Consider the following 16776-nt stretch of genomic DNA (forward strand, 5'->3'; position numbering starts at 1 on the left):
CGCCGCAGCACCTCGTCGTGGGCCAGGCCGAGGTTGAGCGGTCCGAACGCCACGTCCTCGGCGACCGTCGGCATGAACAGCTGGTCGTCCGGGTCCTGGAACACCAGCCCCACCCGCGCCCGCAGCGCGCGCGCCGTGTCGGCGGCGACGGTCAGCCCGTCGATCTCGAGCCGTCCCGCGCCACGGAGGATCGCGATGAGCGCCAGGAGGAACGTCGTCTTGCCCGCGCCGTTGGGTCCCAGGAGCGCCACGCGCTCCCCGGTCGCGATGCGGAGGTCGACGTCCGCCAGCGCGACGTGACCGTTCGGATACGCGTACCCGAACCCGTCGGCCTCGACCACGGCGCTCATCCTGGCGCTCCGAGCAGCCGCAGCGGGAGGAGCAGCGCCGCGATGCAGACCACGAAGACCGTGTCCGTGCGCGTAGGGCGCAGCCGGACGAGCTGGGGCATGCGACCGTCGTACCCGCGCGCCAGCATCGCGACGTGCACCCGCTCCCCGCGTTCGTAGCTGCGCAGGAAGAGCCCGCAGGCCAGACGTCCCAGCGTGCCGGCGTGCGCGACGGTTCGCGGGCGGTACGACCGCGCCGTGAGCGCGGTGCGCATGCGTCCGGCCTCGTCGGCGACCACGAAGACGTAGCGGTACATGAGGCCCGCGATCAGCACGAGCAGGCGGGGAGCGCGGAGCGCCTGCAGGCCGCGGAGCACGTCGGGGAAGGGCGTGGTGAGCGTGAGCAGCGCGCCGCTGGACACGCCGAGCGCCGACTTGACGAGCACGCTCGCGAGCACGTGCAGCCCGGCGTCGTGCACCGTGAGCGGGCCGAGGGCGTGCGCCTCGCCGCCTACGCGCACAAAGGGGACCACCACCGCCACCGGCACCACGAGCACCAGCGCCGGGCGGACGCGGCGCAGATGGTCGCCCACCCCGATGCGTGCCGCCAGACCGACGCCGAGCAGCACCGTGGCGCAGGCGACGAACACCGGCCACGCGTGCAGCGGCGCCGTGACGGCGACCACGGTGACCGTGAGCAGCCCGAGGATCTTCGCGCGCGGATCGAGGCGATGGATCGGACTGCCCGGATCGCCCGCCACGCCCGACAGCGTCACGCCGCGGGCGGCGCTCATGCGGCGCCCCGGTGCCGTCGCCGCAGCGCGAGGCCGGTGCCGGCCGCCGCGCCGAACACCAGGGTCACGCCGATGAGCCCCGACAGGCCCTTGGAGGTGCGATCCCCTCCGACGCCCGGGACGGCGTAGTCGGAGAACGGGGCGTCACGCCGGGCGGCGGCCATGCTGCGGTCCGCCGCGAACCCGTGGTCACGCGCGACCGCCGACAGACCGTCCGGGCTGGAGGCGGCGAACGGGGAGGCGAAGGCGGCGAGCGCCGCGACGGCGGCGACGAGCAGCACGAGCAGTCCGCGCCGGCCGGTCATGTCAGCGCGCCGTCCGGGCGCGGCGCCAGGCGGCCAGGACCGGGGAACGTGCGCCCGCCCAGGTGCACGAGGTCCGGTCGGGCGGCGAGCAGGCCGCTGACGGCAGCGACGGTGACGAGGGCCTCGCCCACACCGATCAGGGCGTGGACGCCGAGCATCGCCGGCAGCACGACGTGCAGCGGGACCGTGCCGGACAGCGCGAGCTCCACGCTCGTCGCGACGGCCGCGAGCATCACGGCGAGCCACGCCGCGACGCCGACCGCCGCGAGGTAGACGGTGCGCGAGGGACGCGCGTGCACGACGGCGGCGAGCAGGAACCCGGAGACGAGGGCGCCCAGGACCCCCAGGTTGAGGACGTTGGCCCCGAGCGCACCGACCCCGCCGTCGGCGAACGCGAGCGCCTGGGTCGCCACGACGACGGTCATCACCAGGCACGCCGTCCAGGGACCCAGGAGCACCGCGGCGAGCGCCGCGCCGAGGACGTGGCCGCTGGTGCCACCCGCCACCGGGAAGTTCAGCATCTGGGCGACGAACACGAACGCCGCGACGACCCCCAGCAGCGGGACCTGGGCGTCGTCGATGGTCCTGTCCGCGATGCGCAGGGCGAGGGCCACAGCGCCGAGCGCGAGGATCGCGGACCCCGCGGCGACCGGACCACTGAGGAAGCCGTCGGGGATGTGCAGGGCGAGGACCGTCATGGGTCGGCCTGCTCGGCGGACGCGCGTCGCGCGCAGTCCGCGCACGTGCCCACGATCGGGAAGTGGCTGAAGCGGGCCTCGAAGCCGAAGCGCTCGTGCAGCAGGCGCCGCACCCGGTCGAGTTGCGCGGGGACGACCACGCGGACCGCGTCGCAGGACTCGCACAGGAGGTACTCGCTCGGACGGCCGTCGGCGAGCGCGTAGAGGCCCGGTCCGTGGCCCAGGTGCAGATGGCGGACCAGCCCGACCTGCTCCAGCGTCTCGAGATTGCGGTAGACCGATCCGAGATCCGACCGCGGGAAGCGGCCCTCGAGCCCGGAGGCGATGCGTTCGGCGCGGACCGGCTCCCGGGTGGCGAACAGCACCTCGAGCACGAGGCGGCGTGCCGCCGAGACGCGCAGTCCACGCTCGCGCATGAGCGCCGCCGCGCTCTCGACGTCGCGAGCGGCGACTGCCGGCCCGGGATGCGCAACCGTCATGGCGACCTCCCTCCTCGGCTACCTGCGAACCGTTCACAGGAACGAGTCGGTAGTAGCAGAGCCCTCGCCGGCCGCGCAACATTTCAGCGGCGCGGCACGGGCGCGCTTTCCTCGCGGCTCAGCCGTCGTCGCCCGGGAGCGACCGCTCGATCAGGCCGCCCAGCTCGAGCCAGTTCTCACGTGTCGCCGACGCCGCGCCGGATGCGTCGCCGGCGCTGGCGCGCGCGATGATCGCCTCGTGCTGCGCGGCGGAGCGGCGACCGGGCAGCGCCCCGGTGCGGAGCATCTCGAGTCGCCGCAGGCGGGCCGACATGCGCTCGAGCGCCCGCGTCACCTCGGGGTTGTCGGCGCGCCGGACGAACACGGTGTGGAAGCGCTCGTCCGCCGTGAACGTCGCGCTCGGTGAGCGGAACTCCATCGCCTCGACGAACGACGCGTTCGCGGCGCGGAGCTCGTCGATGTCCTGGCGCGTGAGCCTCGGCACCGCGAGCTCGGTCGCGAGCGCGTGGACCGCGGCGAGGAGCGGGAAGCAGTTGTGCGCGTCACGGGCGAGCAGCGGACGGACCCGGGTGAAGCGCTGGGGGACGGTCTCGACGAGACCCTCGTCCTCCAGGCGCGCGAGCGCTTCCCGGACCGGCGTGCGGCTGAGGTTCAGCCACGCGCACAGCTCGACGTCGTGCAGCCGCTCGTCCGGGGACAGTGTTCCGTCGACGATCGCGTCCCGGATCGCGACGTACGCCGTGTCGCGCAGCAAATGCCGCTCCACGGTCTCATTTCCGGAGGGTACTGGCATCTCACATATCAGTAGACCACCGGCGTCAAGACCGTTGCAACGCGGCCCGGACCCCGAGTAGACCATGAGGCGAAGTCCGCCATCCGTCCTACTTCGCGGGAGCTGATCCACGTGTGCCTGGCCATCCCGGGCAAGGTCATCGAGATCGCCGACGAGTCGCTCCGGCTCGCCGTCGTGGACGTGGCGGGTGTCCGGCGGACGATCAACGTCGGACTGGTCGACGAGCCCGGACGGCGGACGGCGAAGGGGGACTGGGTCCTGATCCACGTCGGGTTCGCGCTCTCCCGGATCGACGAGGCCGAGGCGCAGGCGACCCTGTCGCTGCTGCAGGGCATGGGCGAGGACTACGAGGCGGAGCTCGAGGAGCTCAAGGCGAGCGTGATCGAATGAGCGACGTCGAGCGCCACCACTGCATCACGTGCTCGGACGAAGGCTGCGAGATGACGGTGCTCGCCGTCGACACCGAGCGTGTCCTGGCGCTCTGCGAGGAGGCCGACGGGTCGCACAGCACGGTCGAGACCGCGCTGGTCGGCGAGGTCCAGCCCGGCGACGTCCTGCTCGTGCACGCCGGCACCGCGCTGGCGCGGACGGGGACGCCGGCATGAGGTTCGTCGACGAGTTCCGCGATCCCGTGCTGGGCCGCACGCTGGCCGGGCAGATCCTGGCGACCGTCGAACCCGGCCGGCACTACAAGATCATGGAGGTCTGCGGCGGGCACACCCACTCGATCTACAAGTACGGGATCGACGATCTGCTGCCCGAGAACGTCGAGCTGGTCCACGGTCCCGGCTGCCCGGTGTGCGTCATCCCGATGGGTCGCGTGGACGACGCGATCGCGATGGCGCACGAACCCGGCGTGATCTTCACCTGCTTCGGGGACATGATGCGCGTGCCGGGGTCCGACGGCACGCTGCAGGACGCCAAGGCGCGCGGCGCGGACATCCGGATGGTGTACTCGCCGCTCGACGCGCTGCGCATCGCCCGCTCCGAGCCGGACCGCGAGGTCGTCTTCTTCGCCATCGGGTTCGAGACGACCGCCCCGTCCACCGCGCTGACGCTGAAGCGGGCGCGGACGGAGGGAGTCGAGAACTTCTCGTGCTTCTGCAACCACGTCACGATCGTCCCGCCATTGCGTGCGCTGCTCGAGTCGCCGGACCTGCGGCTCGACGGCTTCGTCGGCCCGGGCCACGTGTCGACCGTCGTGGGGGCCCGTCCCCTGGAGTTCATCCCCGCCGACTACGGCAAGCCGGTGGTGGTCAGCGGCTTCGAGCCGGTCGACATCCTGCAGTCGGTCCTGATGATCCTGCGCCAGCTCGCCGAGGGCCGCTGCGAGGTCGAGAACCAGTACAAGCGGGTCGTCCCCTACGAGGGCAACCTCGCGGCGCTCGCGGTGCTCTCCGAGGTGTTCACCCTGCGCCCGCACTTCGAGTGGCGCGGCCTCGGGTTCATCTCGCACAGCGGGCTGCGGCTGCACGACGACTACGCGGCCTTCGACGCCGAGCTGCGCTTCTCCGTCCCCGGGGTCCGGGTCGCCGATCCGAAGGCCTGTCAGTGCGGCGAGGTCCTCAAGGGCGTCATCCGCCCGTTCGAGTGCAAGGTCTTCGGCACCGCGTGCACGCCGGAGCGTCCGATCGGCACCTGCATGGTGTCCAGCGAGGGCGCGTGCGCCGCGTACTACAACTACGGGCGCTTCGCGCGGGACAAGGTGATGGTGTGACGGGTGACGTCGAGCCGCGGGCGGCGCTTGCGACGCCGGAGGGCCGGAACAGCACCTCCGACCGCGAGGACCGGATCCTCGGGATCATCGAGACCACGCGCGCCAAGCGGGCGAAGTTCCGCGACGACCGGATCACGATGGCGCACGGCGCCGGCGGCAAGGCGACCGCGTCGCTGATCGAGGGGCTGCTCGTCCCCGCGTTCGCCTCCCGCGCGCTGGACGAGCTGGCCGATGCCGGCACGGTCGTGATCGACGACGTGGGCGTGGCGGTCAGCACCGACAGCTTCGTCGTCAAGCCGCTGCGCTTCCCCGGCGGGTCGATCGGGGAGCTCGCGGTCAACGGCACGGTCAACGACCTGGCGATGGCGGGAGCCCGCCCGCTGGCCCTGACCCTGTCGATGATCCTCGAGGAGGGCCTGCCCGCCGAGGCGCTGCGGGCCGAGGTGCAGGCGATCGCCGACGCGGCGCGCGAGGCCGGGGTGCAGGTCGTCTCCGGTGACACCAAGGTCGTCGAGCGTGGCGCGTGCGACCAGATGTATCTCTGCACGACCGGCGTGGGCCACGTCGATGCCCGTGCCTCGCTCTCCCCGGCCGGCCTGCGGGCGGGCGATCGCATCCTGCTGTCCGGACGCATCGGGGAGCACGGCACGGCGATCATGCTCGCCCGCGGCGAGTTCGACCTCGGCGCCGAGGTGGAGTCCGACACGCGCCCGCTGTGGCCGGCGGTCGACGCGATGCTCGCGGCGGCCGGGCCGCACCTTCGCTGCCTGCGCGACGCGACCCGCGGGGGCGTCGCGTCGGTCCTCAACGAGCTGGCGCGCGCCTCCGGCGTGGCGATGCTCGTGCGCGAGGCGGCGGTGCCGGTGTCTCCCGTGGTGACCGGGGCCGCCGAGCTGCTCGGGATCGACCCGATGCACGTGGCGAACGAGGGGGTGTTCGTGGCAGTGGTGGCGCCGGAGGGAGCTGAGGCGGCGCTGAAGGCCCTGCGGGGCAGCGGCGAGGAGTTCGGGGCAGCGACGGAGATCGGTGAGGTGAAGACGTCGCCCACGGGGCTCGTGCTCGTGGAGACGGCGTTCGGCGGGAAACGCGTGCTGGATCAACTCGTGGGCGATCCGCTTCCGCGGATCTGCTGAGAGGAGCAGGAGAACGATGGCATCAGTGGAGTTCGCACCCAACCAGGCCAAGACGGAGGCGATCACGGCCCACGTGCTGTGGATGACCGTCGGTCTCTCGTGTGAGGGGGACTCCGTCGCGATGACGAGCGCGACGAACCCCAGCCTGGAGGACATCATCACCGGGGCCATCCCCGGCATGCCGAAGGTGGTGGTGCACAACCAGGTGATCGCGTTCGACTACGGCGACGACTACGCGCAGGCGTGGTACGACGCGCAGGAGGGGAAGCTCGACCCCTTCGTGCTGGTGATCGAGGGGTCGCTCGGCAACGAGAAGATCAACGGCGACGGCCACTGGACCGGCTTCCACTACGACAAGGAGACCGGGCAGCCGATCACCACCAACGAGTGGATCGACCGCCTGGCGCCCAAGGCGGCCGCCGTCGTCGCGATCGGGACGTGCGCCACCTACGGCGGCATCCCGGCGATGAAGAACAACCCGACGGGCGCGATGGGTGTGCGCGACTACCTGGGCTGGAACTGGAAGTCCAAGGCGGGCATCCCGATCGTGAACATCCCCGGGTGTCCCGCGCAGCCGGACAACATGACCGAGATGCTCATGTACCTCGTGTTCGCGCTGGCGGGCATGGGCCCGGTGCCCGAGCTCGACGAGGCCGGGCGCCCGACGCACCTGTTCGGCCGCACCGCGCACGAGAGCTGCAACCGCGCGGCCTTCTACGAGTCGGGCAACTTCGCGACCGAGTACGGCTCTGACCACCGCTGCCTGGTGAAGCTGGGCTGCAAGGGGCCGGTGGTCAAGTGCAACGTCCCGCTGCGCGGATGGCAGAGCGGCGTCGGCGGCTGCCCGAACGTCGGCGGCATCTGCATGGCCTGCACGATGCCGGGCTTCCCCGACAAGTACATGCCGTTCATGGAGGAGGCCACCAACGCCAAGATCAGCTCGTTCGCCGCGAAGTACACCTACGGCGCCGTGCTGCGGTGGGGACGCAAGCAGTCGATCAAGCGCACCTACGACATCGAACCCGAGTGGCGGCACAACCGCGCAGAGCTCACGACCGGCTACACGAAGACCTGGTGATCACATGAGCACGACCGAGATTCCCAAGAGCGGCCAGGAGGTCGTCGTCAAGGAGATGTCCTGGGATCCGATCACCCGCATCGTCGGGTCGCTCGGCATCCACACGGAGATCGACTTCACCAACCAGCAGGTGAACAAGTGCTACTCGACGTCGATGATCTTCCGGGGCTTCGACATCTTCATGAAGGGCATCGACCCTCGTGACGCGCACTTCATCACCAGCCGCATCTGCGGCATCTGCGGGGACAACCACTGCACCTGCAGCTGCCTGAACCAGAACATGGCCTACGGCGTGAAGCCGCCGAAGCTCGGCGACTACGCGTTCAACCTCGCGGAGTCCGCCGACTTCATGTTCGACCACGCGATCTACAACGACTGCATGGCGAACGTCGACTACTCCGAGCAGATGGTCAAGGCCACCAACCCCGGGGTGCTCGCGAAGGCCGAGCAGACGTCGGCCCCGCACGCGGCGATCCACGGCTACAAGACGATCGCCGACATCATGCGCGCGCTCAACGCGTTCACGGGCGAGTTCTACCTCGAGACGCTGCAGGTGGCGCGGTACACCCGCGAGATGTACTGCCTGTTCGGCGGCCGGCACACCCACCCGTCGACCATCCTGCCGGGCGGCTGCAGCGCGGACATCACCCACCAGACGCTGACCGACTACTACGTGCGCCTGATGCGGTACATGGACTACTGCAAGCGCACGGTCCCGATGCACGACGACCTCTACGACTTCTTCTACGAGGCGCTGCCGGGGTACGAGAAGGTCGGGTTCCGAGAGACGGACCTCATCTGCTGGGGCGCGTTCGACGATCCCGACTACGTCGACTACTCCTACAAGAACATGACCGAGTGGGGCCGCAAGCGGTTCGTCACGCCCGGTCTGGTGTTCAAGGGCGAGCTCATCACCACCGACCTCGTGGAGATCAACCTCGCGATCCGCATCCTGCTCGGCTCGTCGTACTTCGACGACTGGGCCGGCAAGACGGCTCCGTTCGTCACCCAGGACCCGCTGGGCAACCCGGTCGATCCGCGCCACCCGTGGAACAAGCAGACCCTGCCCAAGCCGCAGGCCCGCGACTTCGCCGACAAGTACTCGTGGGTCGCGTCACCGCGCATGTACGACGCGAAGAACGACCGGTACGTCGCCAGCGACACGGGCGGCGGACCGTTCGCCCGGCAGTGGGTGACGGCGAAGGCCGGGCTGCTGGACATCGGGTACCTGAAGGCGACCGGCGAATCCCTGCAGATGGTCCTCCCCAAGACGGGGTTCATGCCGGAGATGGAGCTCGAGTGGAAGATCCCGCCGTGGTCCAACGCGATCGAGCGTCAGCGGGCGCGGACCTACCACCAGGCGTATTCGGCGCTGGTCGGCCTGTACAACCTCGAGAAGGCCTTCGAGGAGGTCCGGGCGGGCCGGACGAAGAGCTGGAACCACTTCACGGTGCCGGACGAGGCCGTGAGCGTCGGCTTCCACGAGGCGGCCCGCGGGGTGCTCTCCCACCACATGGTGATCAAGGAGGGCAAGATCGCCAACTACCAGCCCTACCCGCCGACGCCGTGGAACGCCAATCCGCGCGACGTGCACGGGACGCCGGGGCCCTACGAGGACGCGGTGCAGAACACGCCGATCTTCGAGGAGAACGGACCGGACGACTTCAAGGGCGTGGACATCATGCGCGCCGTGCACTCGTTCGACCCGTGCCTGCCCTGCGGCGTGCACATGTACGGCAAGGGCAAGGTGCGCAAGGTCGTGCACACCCCGACGGGCATGTGCTGACGGCGCGATGAACGACCCGGCGACGACACCGCAGGAGGCGCTCGCCGCCAGGGTGCAGGAGCTGACGGCACAGGTCGACGCCATGCCCGACGCCGCCGCCCGCGAGCTCGTCGACGAGCTCGCGGGGGCGATCATCGAGATGTACGGCGACGGCCTGCAGCGGATCTTCGCGGCCCTCGAGGGCGACGATCCGGCGATCGCCGGCGTTCGCGAGCGCCTCACGCAGGACGGGGTCGTGGCCAGCCTCATGCTGATGCACGACCTGTACCCCGTGAGCCTGGAGACGCGGGTGCGCGAGGCGCTGCAGGAGGTCCGCCCCTACCTCGAGTCGCACGGCGGGGACGTCGAGCTGCTCGGGGTCGCCGACGGCGTCGCGCGGCTGCGGCTGCTAGGTAGCTGCGACGGCTGTGGCGCCTCCGCGGCGACGCTGAAGCACGGGATCGAGGAGGCCATCGAGGCGTACGCGCCGGACCTGCTGGGCCTGGAGGTGCAGGGTGCCGTGCCGGCCCGGACGGTCACGCCCGGGTCCCAGGAGGCGCGCGAGAAGACCTGGGTGCCGCTCGAAGGCGCCCAGGAGATCCAGCGCGGGCACATGGTCCGGGCGACGCAGGGGCTGCTCGTCGCGAACATCGCGGGGACGCTGCTGGCCTACGAGGACCACTGCGCCGGCTGTCCCGCCCCGGTGAGCGACGGCGTCCTGCTGGGCGGCACGCTGACCTGTGCGGCGTGCGGCCGCGCCTACGACCTGCCACGCGCCGGCCGAAGCACGGGGGGAGAGGGCCTGCAGCTCACCCCCGTGCCGCTCCTGCGCGGCAAGGACGGCGTCCGTGTCGCCGTCGAGGCGGTCGACGACGTCGCCGGCCGCCAGGACGCGACCTGCGAGCTGTGCCCGTCGGGGCTCTCCGACGATCACCGCCACCTGCTGCACCTCGACGAGCGGCGGATCCTGTGCGTCTGCGAGACCTGCTGGTCGATCCACTCCGGGGACCCGGAGTACCGCCCGACCGGCAGCCGGACGCTGTGGCTCGAGGACTTCACGCTGCCCGACGACGTGTGGGCGGCGTTCAACATCCCGACCGGACTGGCGTTCGTGATGCGCTCCAGCGTCACCGGCGGCATGGTCGCCCTGTACCCGAGTCCGGCGGGCGCGACCGAGTGCGAGCTCGAGCTCGCCGAGTGGGACCGGCTGGTCGAGCTCAACCCGGTCCTGGACCGGATCGAGCCGGACGCCGAGGCCCTGATCGTCAACCGCCTCCCCCGTGACGGGAGCGGCGAGTACGTGATCGCCCCGATCGACCAGTGCTACCGCCTCGTCGGGCTCATCAAGGAGCGCTGGGAGGGGATCAGCGGCGGCGACGCCGTCGAGGGCGCGGTCGGCGAGTTCTTCGACCGTCTACGACCCGGTCCGGCGGTGGCGGCGTGAAGCTCGAGGTGATCGCGAGCGACGAGGGATCCCCGTCGAACCCCACGGCGGAGCCGGTCTTCGAGGTCCTCGACGTCGAGTCGGTGCCCTACGCCGCCACGCCCACCCTGCGCTTCCACCTGCACGTCAGCGACCCGGCCGGTCGCGCGGTCCACGCGATCGCGCTGTCGACGCAGATCCAGATCCAGCCGGCCCGCCGGACCTACGACCGCGAGACCCAGGAGCGGCTCGTCGAGCTGTTCGGCGCACCGGAGCGCTGGGCGGCCACCACGCACCCGTTCCAGTGGGCGCGCATCGAGGCGCTGGTCCCCGGGTTCACCGGGGCGACGTCGTTCGCGGTCGAGGTCCCCTGCACCTACGACCTGGAGGTCGCGAGCGCCAAGTACTTCCACGGCCTGCGCGACGGAACCGTGCCGCTGACCTTCCACTTCAGCGGCATGATCCTGTACCGCGGCACGCAGGACCATCTGCAGGTCGTCCCGGTGCCCTGGAGCTGTCACGCGCAGTGGGCCATGCCGATCGCCGCGTGGCGCGCGGCGATGGACGAGCAGTACCCCGGAGGGGGCTGGGTGCGGCTGGCCCCGGCGACGCTCGACCGGCTCGCGGCCCGCAAGGCCGCTCGCGGCCACCGCTCGTTCGACGACACGGTGCACGCGTTGCTCGACGAGCGGGGAGAGGGGGCGCCGTGACCGACGTGGACGAACTCGCGCGGACGCTGCTCTACGAGGGCTACGCGCTGTACCCGTACACCCCCGGGGCGACGAAGAACGCGACGCCGACGCCGTTCGGGATCGTCTACCCGCCCGCGTACGCGCGGGAGAGCCCGACCACGTACGACCACCTACGGCTGCAGGTCATCGCGCAGACCACGGATCCGGGGACGGCGACCGTCGCCGCCGAGGTGCTGTGCCTGGAGCCCTCGGGCGAGCGGCACGAGGGCCGTGAGCAGCGGATCGCGCTCCCGGCCGTGCGCCTCGCGGCGCTCGAGGCGCAGCCCGTCGTGCACCCTCTGCGCTTCGCCCGCGTCCACGGGGAGGTGCGGCTCGCCGCGCAGACCTTCCACGACGGCCTCGTGCGCGTCACCGTCGAGGTCCACAACCACACCGACGTGCCCGAGGGCCTCGACCGCCCCGGGGCGCTGCGGTCGTCGCTGCTCTCGACCCACGTGATCGCGCGTGCGACGGGCGCGAGGTTCGTGTCGCCCACCGCTCCCGCCGAGCACGCCGCCACCGCGAACATGGCCTGCGCGAACGTCAACACGTTCCCGGTGCTGGCCTCGCCCGAGGACGACGTGGTGCTCGGGTGCGCGATCGTCCTCCCCGACCATCCGCAGCTCGCGCCCGAGTCGCGCGGCGACCTGTTCGACGGCACCGAGATCGAGGAGGCGCTGCTGCTGCACGTGCTCGCGCTCTCGGAGGGCGAGGTGGACGAGATCGCCGAGCAGGATCCGGCGATCCGCGAGATGGTCCGCCGGGCCGCGGCGACCACCCCGGAGGAGTTCCAGAAGCTGCGCGGCCGCGTGACGATCAAGGACGTCGTGCCGTCCGCGCCCGAGCCCCGGACCCTGATGGGCCTGCCGACGTTCGGGGAGGAGCTGCGCGGCGAGCAGCAGATCACCGTGTCCGGCGTCAGCTACCGGCTCGGTGACCGGGTGCGGCTGCGCCCGCGGACGTCCAACCCACCCCGCAACGCCCAGGACCACCTGCTCGACGGCCGCCCGGCCACGATCGAGCGCATCTACGTCGACTACTCGGACATCGTGCACCTCTGCGTGACCGTCGACGACGATCCCGGCCAGGTGCTGATGCGCGACATCGGCCGCTACCTGTACTTCAAGCCCGACGAGGTCGAGCCGCTCGACGAGAGGACCCCCGCATGAGCCACGAAGAGCACCCGCAGGCGCCCGAGAAGCAGATCCTCGTCGCCGGTGTCGGCAACGCGTGGATGCGCGACGACGCCTTCGGCGGCGAGGTCGCCCGACGGCTCGAGGCCGCCGGTGTCCCCTCGGGGGTGACCGTCCTGGACTTCGGCACCAGCGGCCTGGACCTCGCCTACGAGGTGATGCGCGGGTACGACGCGATGCTGCTCGTCGACGCGACGCGTCAGGGCGGCGACCCCGGGACGCTCTACGTGATGGAGCCCGCGCGGGAGGACGTCGAGGGCAGCATCGAGGACGGGGAGATGATCGACCCGCACGACATGAACCCGCAGACCGTCCTGCGGTTCGTGAACGCGACCGGAGGCTGGCCGGGGAAGGTGCTGGTGATCGGCTGCGAGCCGGGGGAGATCGACGAGCCCGGCCTCGGCCTGAGCCCGCAGGTGGAGGCCGCGGTGCAGCGAGCGATGACCCTCGTGCTCGAGACGATCGCCGAGCTGCAGACCGACGCCGCCTACCAGCGCGGGGCCGCGTGATGCACGAGCTGTCGGTCAGCTCCGCCGTCGTCGACACCGCGATCCGGCACGCGGCGGGCCGACGCGTCACCGGCGTGCACCTGCGGCTCGGGACGCTGCGGCAGGTGGTGCCCGACTCGCTGGAGTTCTTCTTCGGGATCGTGGCCCGCGACACGCTGTGCGAAGGCGCCGTGCTGACGTGGGACGTCGTGCCGGCACGGCTGCGCTGCGGTCCCTGCGACCGCGAGTGGGGCATCGAGGAGCCGGCGTTCCGCTGCGAGGTCTGCGGCAGCGCCGAGGTGGACGTGGTCTCGGGCCAGGAGCTCGAGGTCGAGACGATCGAGGTCGAGGAGGGAACCCCAGCATGCACCGCGTGAAGGTCCGGGTCGTCGAGGACGCACTGGACGCCAACAGCACGATCGCGCGGGCCAACCGCGACGACTTCGACCGTCACGGCGTCACGGTCGTCAACCTCATGAGCGCGCCCGGAGCGGGCAAGACGACGGTGCTGGAACGGGTGCTCGCCGACGGGCTCGGGTCGGTCCGGGCGGGCGTGCTGGAGGGCGACGTCCAGGGGAGCCTCGACGCCGACCGGCTCGCGCACCTGCACCTGCCCGTCGTCCAGCTCAACACCGACTCGGGGTTCGGCGGCGAGTGCCACCTCGACGCGAACATGGTGCGGTCCGCGCTGCCGTCGCTGCCGCTCGCGGACCTCGACCTCCTCATCGTGGAGAACGTCGGGAACCTCGTCTGTCCCGCCGAGTTCGCCCTCGGCGAGGACGCCCGGATCATGGTCGCCTCGGTCGCCGAGGGCGCCGACAAGCCGCTCAAGTACCCGCTCATGTTCCGCAGTTGCGAGCTCGTCATCCTCAACAAGATCGACCTGCTGCCGCACGTCGACTTCGACGTCGAGCGGTTCCGGCACTACCTGGACCAGGTGCATCCGGGGGTGACCGTGATGACCTGCAGCGCGCGGACCGGTGAGGGGATCGGGGAGGTCCGGGACTGGCTCGCGGCGCTGCCCGAGCGGACGGCGAGTCCCGTATGAGCACCGCCGCCGGGGAGCCCGGCGTCGCGACCGACTCCGTCGACGGGCTGCTCGCTGCGCGCGCGGCCGCGGGGTGGTTCGACGAGCAGGCTCCCAGGCTCGCGCGGGTCTGCCACGCGATGGCCGAGCGCTTCGCCCGCGGCGGCCGGCTGCTGGTGGTCGGGTGCAGCGCCGCGGACGCGACCGACGTCGCCCACGTGGAGGTCGAGTTCGTCCACCCCGTCATCGTCGGCAAGCGGGCGCTCCCCGCGCTCGCGCTCGAGACCGCCGACATCGCGCTGCACGCCGACCGCGACGACATCGTGATGGCGTTCGGCGACGCCGACGAGGTCCGTACCGCGGTCGCGGCGGCACGCGGCCGTGGCTGCCTGACCATCGCGTTCGCCGGGTCCGGCGCCGCGTGGGAGTTCCCGGCCCCGACGCAGGACCCGTTCGTCGCCCAGGAGCTGATCGAGACCACCTACCACGTCCTGTGGGAGCTCGTGCACGTGTTCTTCGAGCATCGCGGGCTGCTCGCCGGGCGGACCGAGCGGGCTCACCACGACAGCGGAGCCTCGGGCTTCCTGTACCCGTTCCTCGACGAGCGGGAGGACGACCTCGACGCGGTGCTCGGCGACGTGGCCGACTCGGTCCGGGCCAAGGCGGCGGAGGCCCACGCGCTCCGTGCGGCCACGCTGCGAGACGGGTTCGCGGAGGTCCGCGCGGCCGCCGCGGCGGTACGGCGCTCCCTGCATGACGGCGGTCGGCTCCTGGCCCTCGGCAACGGCGGATCGGCGACGGATGCCGCGGACATCGTGGCGGACTTCCGCGCGCCACCCGCCGGGTCGGGGTGGCCGGCGCGCCCGGCGCTGGATCTCACGAGCTCCTCGGCGGTGCTCACCGCTGTCGCCAACGACGTCGGCGTGGAGGCGATCTTCACCCGGCAGGTGATCGCCCACGGTCGGCCCGGGGACGTCCTCGTCGCGATCTCGACGAGCGGCGGGTCGCGCAACGTGCTGCACGCGCTGGCGCAGGCACGCCGGGACGGTCTCGTGACGGTGGCGCTCGTGGGCTACGACGGCGGAGCGGTCCTCGCCGACCGGTTGGCCGACCACGTCGTCGTTGCGCGCTCCGAGCACATCCCGCGCATCCAGGAGGCGCAGGCGACCGTGCTGCACGCCCTGCGGACGTGGGTGGAGGAGCCCCCTCGGTGAGCGCCCCGGCGCTGCGGACGCTGCGTCGCGTCGCCGTGCGCGTCGAGGGCGTCGTGCAGGGCGTCGGGTTCCGTCCGTTCGTGCACCGCATCGCGAACGCCCACGCGCTCGCGGGCTACGTCCTGAACGACAGCGAGGGCGTCCTCGCGGAGGTCGAGGGACAGCCCGCCGACGTCGACCGCTTCCTCTACGACCTCGTCGCCGCGGCGCCGGCGCTCGCGCACGTGGAGACCGTCCGCGTCACCGACCTCGCGCCCGCGGGCAGGCGCGGCTTCGCGATCGTCGCGAGTCCTCCGACGCGGGATCGGGCGGGCGCGCGCCAGGTGCCGGTGACGCCGGACTGCGCGCCGTGCGCGGACTGCCTGCGCGAGCTGCGGGACCCGGAGGACCGTCGCTTCCGCTACCCGTTCGTCAACTGCACCAACTGCGGGCCGCGGTTCACGATCGTCCGCGGGGTGCCGTACGACCGACCCCGGACGACGATGAGCGCCTTCGCGATGTGCGACGCGTGCCAGACCGAGTACGACGATCCGGCCGACCGTCGCTTCCACGCGCAGCCCAACGCGTGTCCGGCGTGCGGACCGCAGGCGCGCCTGATCGATCCACGGTCGGGCGAGCCCGTCACGAGCGGCGGGCCCCCCGGCGCCCGAGGGGACTCGCCCGAGGCCGGGCGGAGCGCGGATGCCGTCGCCGCCGGTGCGGCGCTGCTGCGGGACGGGAGGATCCTCGCGGTGAAGGGCCTGGGCGGGTACCACCTCGCGTGCCGGGCCGATGACGAGGAGGTCGTCGCGCGGCTGCGCGCCCGCAAGCACCGCGAGGACCGGCCGTTCGCCCTGATGGTCGCCGACGTGGACGCGGCCCGGCGGCTGGCGCGGCTCGAGGTCGCCGCCGTCGAGATGCTGGAGTCGGTCGCCCGGCCGATCGTGCTGGCGCCGCGCCGCGAACGCACGGCGGTCGCCGCGAGCGTCGCCCCGCGGGTGGCGGAGCTCGGTGTGATGCTGCCCTCGACGCCGCTGCATCACCTGCTCCTGGACGATCTGGGCGACGTGCCGCTGGTCATGACCAGCGGCAACGTGTCGGACGAGCCGATCGCCTACCGGGACGAGGACGCGATGTCGCGCCTCGCGCCGATCGCCGATGCGATGCTCGTCCACGACCGGCCGATCCACATGCGCGCGGACGACGGCGTCGTCCGTGTCGCGGCGGGAGCGCCGCTGACCGTCCGCCGGTCCCGCGGCCACGTGCCCGGTGCGCTGCGGCTGCCGATCCCCGCGCCACGCGACGTGCTGGCCTGCGGGGCGGAGCTGAAGTCCACGTTCTGCGTGGCGCGGGGCGGGGAGGCCTGGGTCGGGCACCACCTCGGCGACCTCCGCAACGCCGAGGTCCTGGCGTCGTTCGTCGAAGGGGTGGCGCACTTCGAGGATCTGCTCGGCGTGCGGCCGCGGGTGGTCGCCCACGACCTGCACCCCGACTACCTGTCGACGCGGTACGCGCTGGAGCGGGACGGCGTCGACGTGGTCGGCGTGCAGCACCACCACGCGCACCTCGCCGCCTGCCTGGCCGAGCACGGGGTCACCGACCGCGCCGTCGGAGCGATCTACGACGGTGC

The 16776-nt window shown here is 72.0% G+C and carries 20 protein-coding genes; 14 read left to right on the top strand and 6 right to left on the bottom strand.

The annotated features are described in order from the left end of the window. The 6 genes from ABYE80_RS06920 to ABYE80_RS06945 all read right to left on the bottom strand — a co-directional run. Window positions 1-350, bottom strand: a 350-nt coding sequence (locus ABYE80_RS06920) for an energy-coupling factor ABC transporter ATP-binding protein (RefSeq protein WP_372789535.1), incomplete at its 3' end; no start/stop codon positions are given. Continuing rightward, window positions 347-1123 carry a cobalt ECF transporter T component CbiQ gene (gene cbiQ, locus ABYE80_RS06925; RefSeq protein ID WP_372789536.1) on the bottom strand — a complete coding sequence of 259 codons (777 nt, stop codon included), beginning with the start codon at window positions 1121-1123 and terminating at the stop codon, window positions 347-349. The genes ABYE80_RS06920 and cbiQ, both read right to left, overlap by 4 nt. Further along, a complete protein-coding gene (locus ABYE80_RS06930) occupies window positions 1120-1428 on the bottom strand; it encodes a PDGLE domain-containing protein (protein WP_372789537.1) in 309 nt (102 codons plus the stop codon). Before ABYE80_RS06930 ends, cbiQ begins: the two co-directional genes overlap by 4 nt. Beyond that, window positions 1425-2126: an energy-coupling factor ABC transporter permease gene (locus tag ABYE80_RS06935; protein ID WP_372789538.1), complete on the bottom strand. Its 702-nt coding sequence runs from the start codon at window positions 2124-2126 to the stop codon at window positions 1425-1427. Before ABYE80_RS06935 ends, ABYE80_RS06930 begins: the two co-directional genes overlap by 4 nt. After that, a complete protein-coding gene (locus ABYE80_RS06940; protein WP_372789539.1) occupies window positions 2123-2605 on the bottom strand; it encodes a Fur family transcriptional regulator in 483 nt (160 codons plus the stop codon). The genes ABYE80_RS06935 and ABYE80_RS06940 overlap by 4 nt, the downstream gene beginning before the upstream one ends. A 118-nt stretch (window positions 2606-2723) precedes the next feature. Further along, window positions 2724-3371, bottom strand: coding sequence for a GntR family transcriptional regulator (locus ABYE80_RS06945; protein ID WP_372789540.1), 648 nt, complete (start codon window positions 3369-3371; stop codon window positions 2724-2726). A gap of 138 nt (window positions 3372-3509) precedes the next feature. Here ABYE80_RS06945 and ABYE80_RS06950 point away from each other — a divergent pair, with 138 nt between their 5' ends. From ABYE80_RS06950 to hypF, 14 genes are all read left to right on the top strand, one after another. Next, a complete protein-coding gene (locus ABYE80_RS06950) occupies window positions 3510-3788 on the top strand; it encodes a HypC/HybG/HupF family hydrogenase formation chaperone (protein ID WP_372789541.1) in 279 nt (92 codons plus the stop codon). Then, window positions 3785-4003 (top strand): HypC/HybG/HupF family hydrogenase formation chaperone, encoded by a 219-nt coding sequence (locus ABYE80_RS06955; RefSeq protein WP_372789542.1) that lies wholly within the window; start codon window positions 3785-3787, stop codon window positions 4001-4003. The genes ABYE80_RS06950 and ABYE80_RS06955 overlap by 4 nt, the downstream gene beginning before the upstream one ends. Next, window positions 4000-5115: a hydrogenase formation protein HypD gene (gene hypD, locus ABYE80_RS06960; protein WP_372789543.1), complete on the top strand. Its 1116-nt coding sequence runs from the start codon at window positions 4000-4002 to the stop codon at window positions 5113-5115. Before ABYE80_RS06955 ends, hypD begins: the two co-directional genes overlap by 4 nt. Continuing rightward, entirely contained in the window at window positions 5112-6248 is a 1137-nt protein-coding gene (hypE, locus tag ABYE80_RS06965; RefSeq protein ID WP_372789544.1) for a hydrogenase expression/formation protein HypE, read from the top strand. The genes hypD and hypE overlap by 4 nt, the downstream gene beginning before the upstream one ends. Window positions 6249-6264: 16 nt before the next feature. Then, window positions 6265-7326 carry a hydrogenase expression protein HypE gene (locus ABYE80_RS06970; protein ID WP_372789545.1) on the top strand — a complete coding sequence of 354 codons (1062 nt, stop codon included), beginning with the start codon at window positions 6265-6267 and terminating at the stop codon, window positions 7324-7326. A 4-nt stretch (window positions 7327-7330) separates the two neighbouring features. After that, window positions 7331-9112 carry a nickel-dependent hydrogenase large subunit gene (locus ABYE80_RS06975; protein ID WP_372789546.1) on the top strand — a complete coding sequence of 594 codons (1782 nt, stop codon included), beginning with the start codon at window positions 7331-7333 and terminating at the stop codon, window positions 9110-9112. A 7-nt stretch (window positions 9113-9119) separates the two neighbouring features. Beyond that, a complete protein-coding gene (locus tag ABYE80_RS06980; protein ID WP_372789547.1) occupies window positions 9120-10535 on the top strand; it encodes a DUF5947 family protein in 1416 nt (471 codons plus the stop codon). Continuing rightward, window positions 10532-11224: a DUF6084 family protein gene (locus ABYE80_RS06985; RefSeq protein ID WP_372789548.1), complete on the top strand. Its 693-nt coding sequence runs from the start codon at window positions 10532-10534 to the stop codon at window positions 11222-11224. Before ABYE80_RS06980 ends, ABYE80_RS06985 begins: the two co-directional genes overlap by 4 nt. Further along, window positions 11221-12414, top strand: coding sequence for a hypothetical protein (locus ABYE80_RS06990; protein ID WP_372789549.1), 1194 nt, complete (start codon window positions 11221-11223; stop codon window positions 12412-12414). Before ABYE80_RS06985 ends, ABYE80_RS06990 begins: the two co-directional genes overlap by 4 nt. Then, window positions 12411-12947: a hydrogenase maturation protease gene (locus ABYE80_RS06995; RefSeq protein WP_372789550.1), complete on the top strand. Its 537-nt coding sequence runs from the start codon at window positions 12411-12413 to the stop codon at window positions 12945-12947. Before ABYE80_RS06990 ends, ABYE80_RS06995 begins: the two co-directional genes overlap by 4 nt. Beyond that, complete coding sequence (locus tag ABYE80_RS07000; RefSeq protein ID WP_372789554.1) at window positions 12947-13303, top strand: hydrogenase maturation nickel metallochaperone HypA; 357 nt, start codon at window positions 12947-12949, stop codon at window positions 13301-13303. Before ABYE80_RS06995 ends, ABYE80_RS07000 begins: the two co-directional genes overlap by 1 nt. Then, a complete protein-coding gene (hypB, locus tag ABYE80_RS07005; RefSeq protein WP_372789551.1) occupies window positions 13291-13974 on the top strand; it encodes a hydrogenase nickel incorporation protein HypB in 684 nt (227 codons plus the stop codon). The genes ABYE80_RS07000 and hypB overlap by 13 nt, the downstream gene beginning before the upstream one ends. Then, complete coding sequence (locus ABYE80_RS07010; RefSeq protein ID WP_372789552.1) at window positions 13971-15167, top strand: SIS domain-containing protein; 1197 nt, start codon at window positions 13971-13973, stop codon at window positions 15165-15167. Before hypB ends, ABYE80_RS07010 begins: the two co-directional genes overlap by 4 nt. Further along, window positions 15164-16776, top strand: a 1613-nt coding sequence (gene hypF, locus ABYE80_RS07015) for a carbamoyltransferase HypF (protein WP_372789553.1), incomplete at its 3' end; no start/stop codon positions are given. The genes ABYE80_RS07010 and hypF, both read left to right, overlap by 4 nt.

This window comes from Paraconexibacter sp. (assembly GCF_041602235.1).
GTDB lineage: Bacteria > Actinomycetota > Thermoleophilia > Solirubrobacterales > Solirubrobacteraceae > Paraconexibacter.

Excerpts from the sequence above, each read along its gene's own strand:
- ABYE80_RS06980 (WP_372789547.1), top strand. The coding sequence starts at position 9,120 with ATGAACGACCCGGCGACGACACCGCAGGAGGCGCTCGCCGCCAGGGTG.
- ABYE80_RS06955 (WP_372789542.1), top strand. The coding sequence starts at position 3,785 with ATGAGCGACGTCGAGCGCCACCACTGCATCACGTGCTCGGACGAAGGC.
- ABYE80_RS06975 (WP_372789546.1), top strand. The coding sequence starts at position 7,331 with ATGAGCACGACCGAGATTCCCAAGAGCGGCCAGGAGGTCGTCGTCAAG.
- ABYE80_RS07000 (WP_372789554.1), top strand. The coding sequence starts at position 12,947 with ATGCACGAGCTGTCGGTCAGCTCCGCCGTCGTCGACACCGCGATCCGG.
- ABYE80_RS06995 (WP_372789550.1), top strand. The coding sequence starts at position 12,411 with ATGAGCCACGAAGAGCACCCGCAGGCGCCCGAGAAGCAGATCCTCGTC.
- cbiQ (WP_372789536.1), bottom strand. The coding sequence starts at position 1,123 with ATGAGCGCCGCCCGCGGCGTGACGCTGTCGGGCGTGGCGGGCGATCCG.
- ABYE80_RS06970 (WP_372789545.1), top strand. The coding sequence starts at position 6,265 with ATGGCATCAGTGGAGTTCGCACCCAACCAGGCCAAGACGGAGGCGATC.
- ABYE80_RS06940 (WP_372789539.1), bottom strand. The coding sequence starts at position 2,605 with ATGACGGTTGCGCATCCCGGGCCGGCAGTCGCCGCTCGCGACGTCGAG.
- ABYE80_RS07010 (WP_372789552.1), top strand. The coding sequence starts at position 13,971 with ATGAGCACCGCCGCCGGGGAGCCCGGCGTCGCGACCGACTCCGTCGAC.
- hypD (WP_372789543.1), top strand. The coding sequence starts at position 4,000 with ATGAGGTTCGTCGACGAGTTCCGCGATCCCGTGCTGGGCCGCACGCTG.
- ABYE80_RS06930 (WP_372789537.1), bottom strand. The coding sequence starts at position 1,428 with ATGACCGGCCGGCGCGGACTGCTCGTGCTGCTCGTCGCCGCCGTCGCG.
- ABYE80_RS06935 (WP_372789538.1), bottom strand. The coding sequence starts at position 2,126 with ATGACGGTCCTCGCCCTGCACATCCCCGACGGCTTCCTCAGTGGTCCG.
- hypB (WP_372789551.1), top strand. The coding sequence starts at position 13,291 with ATGCACCGCGTGAAGGTCCGGGTCGTCGAGGACGCACTGGACGCCAAC.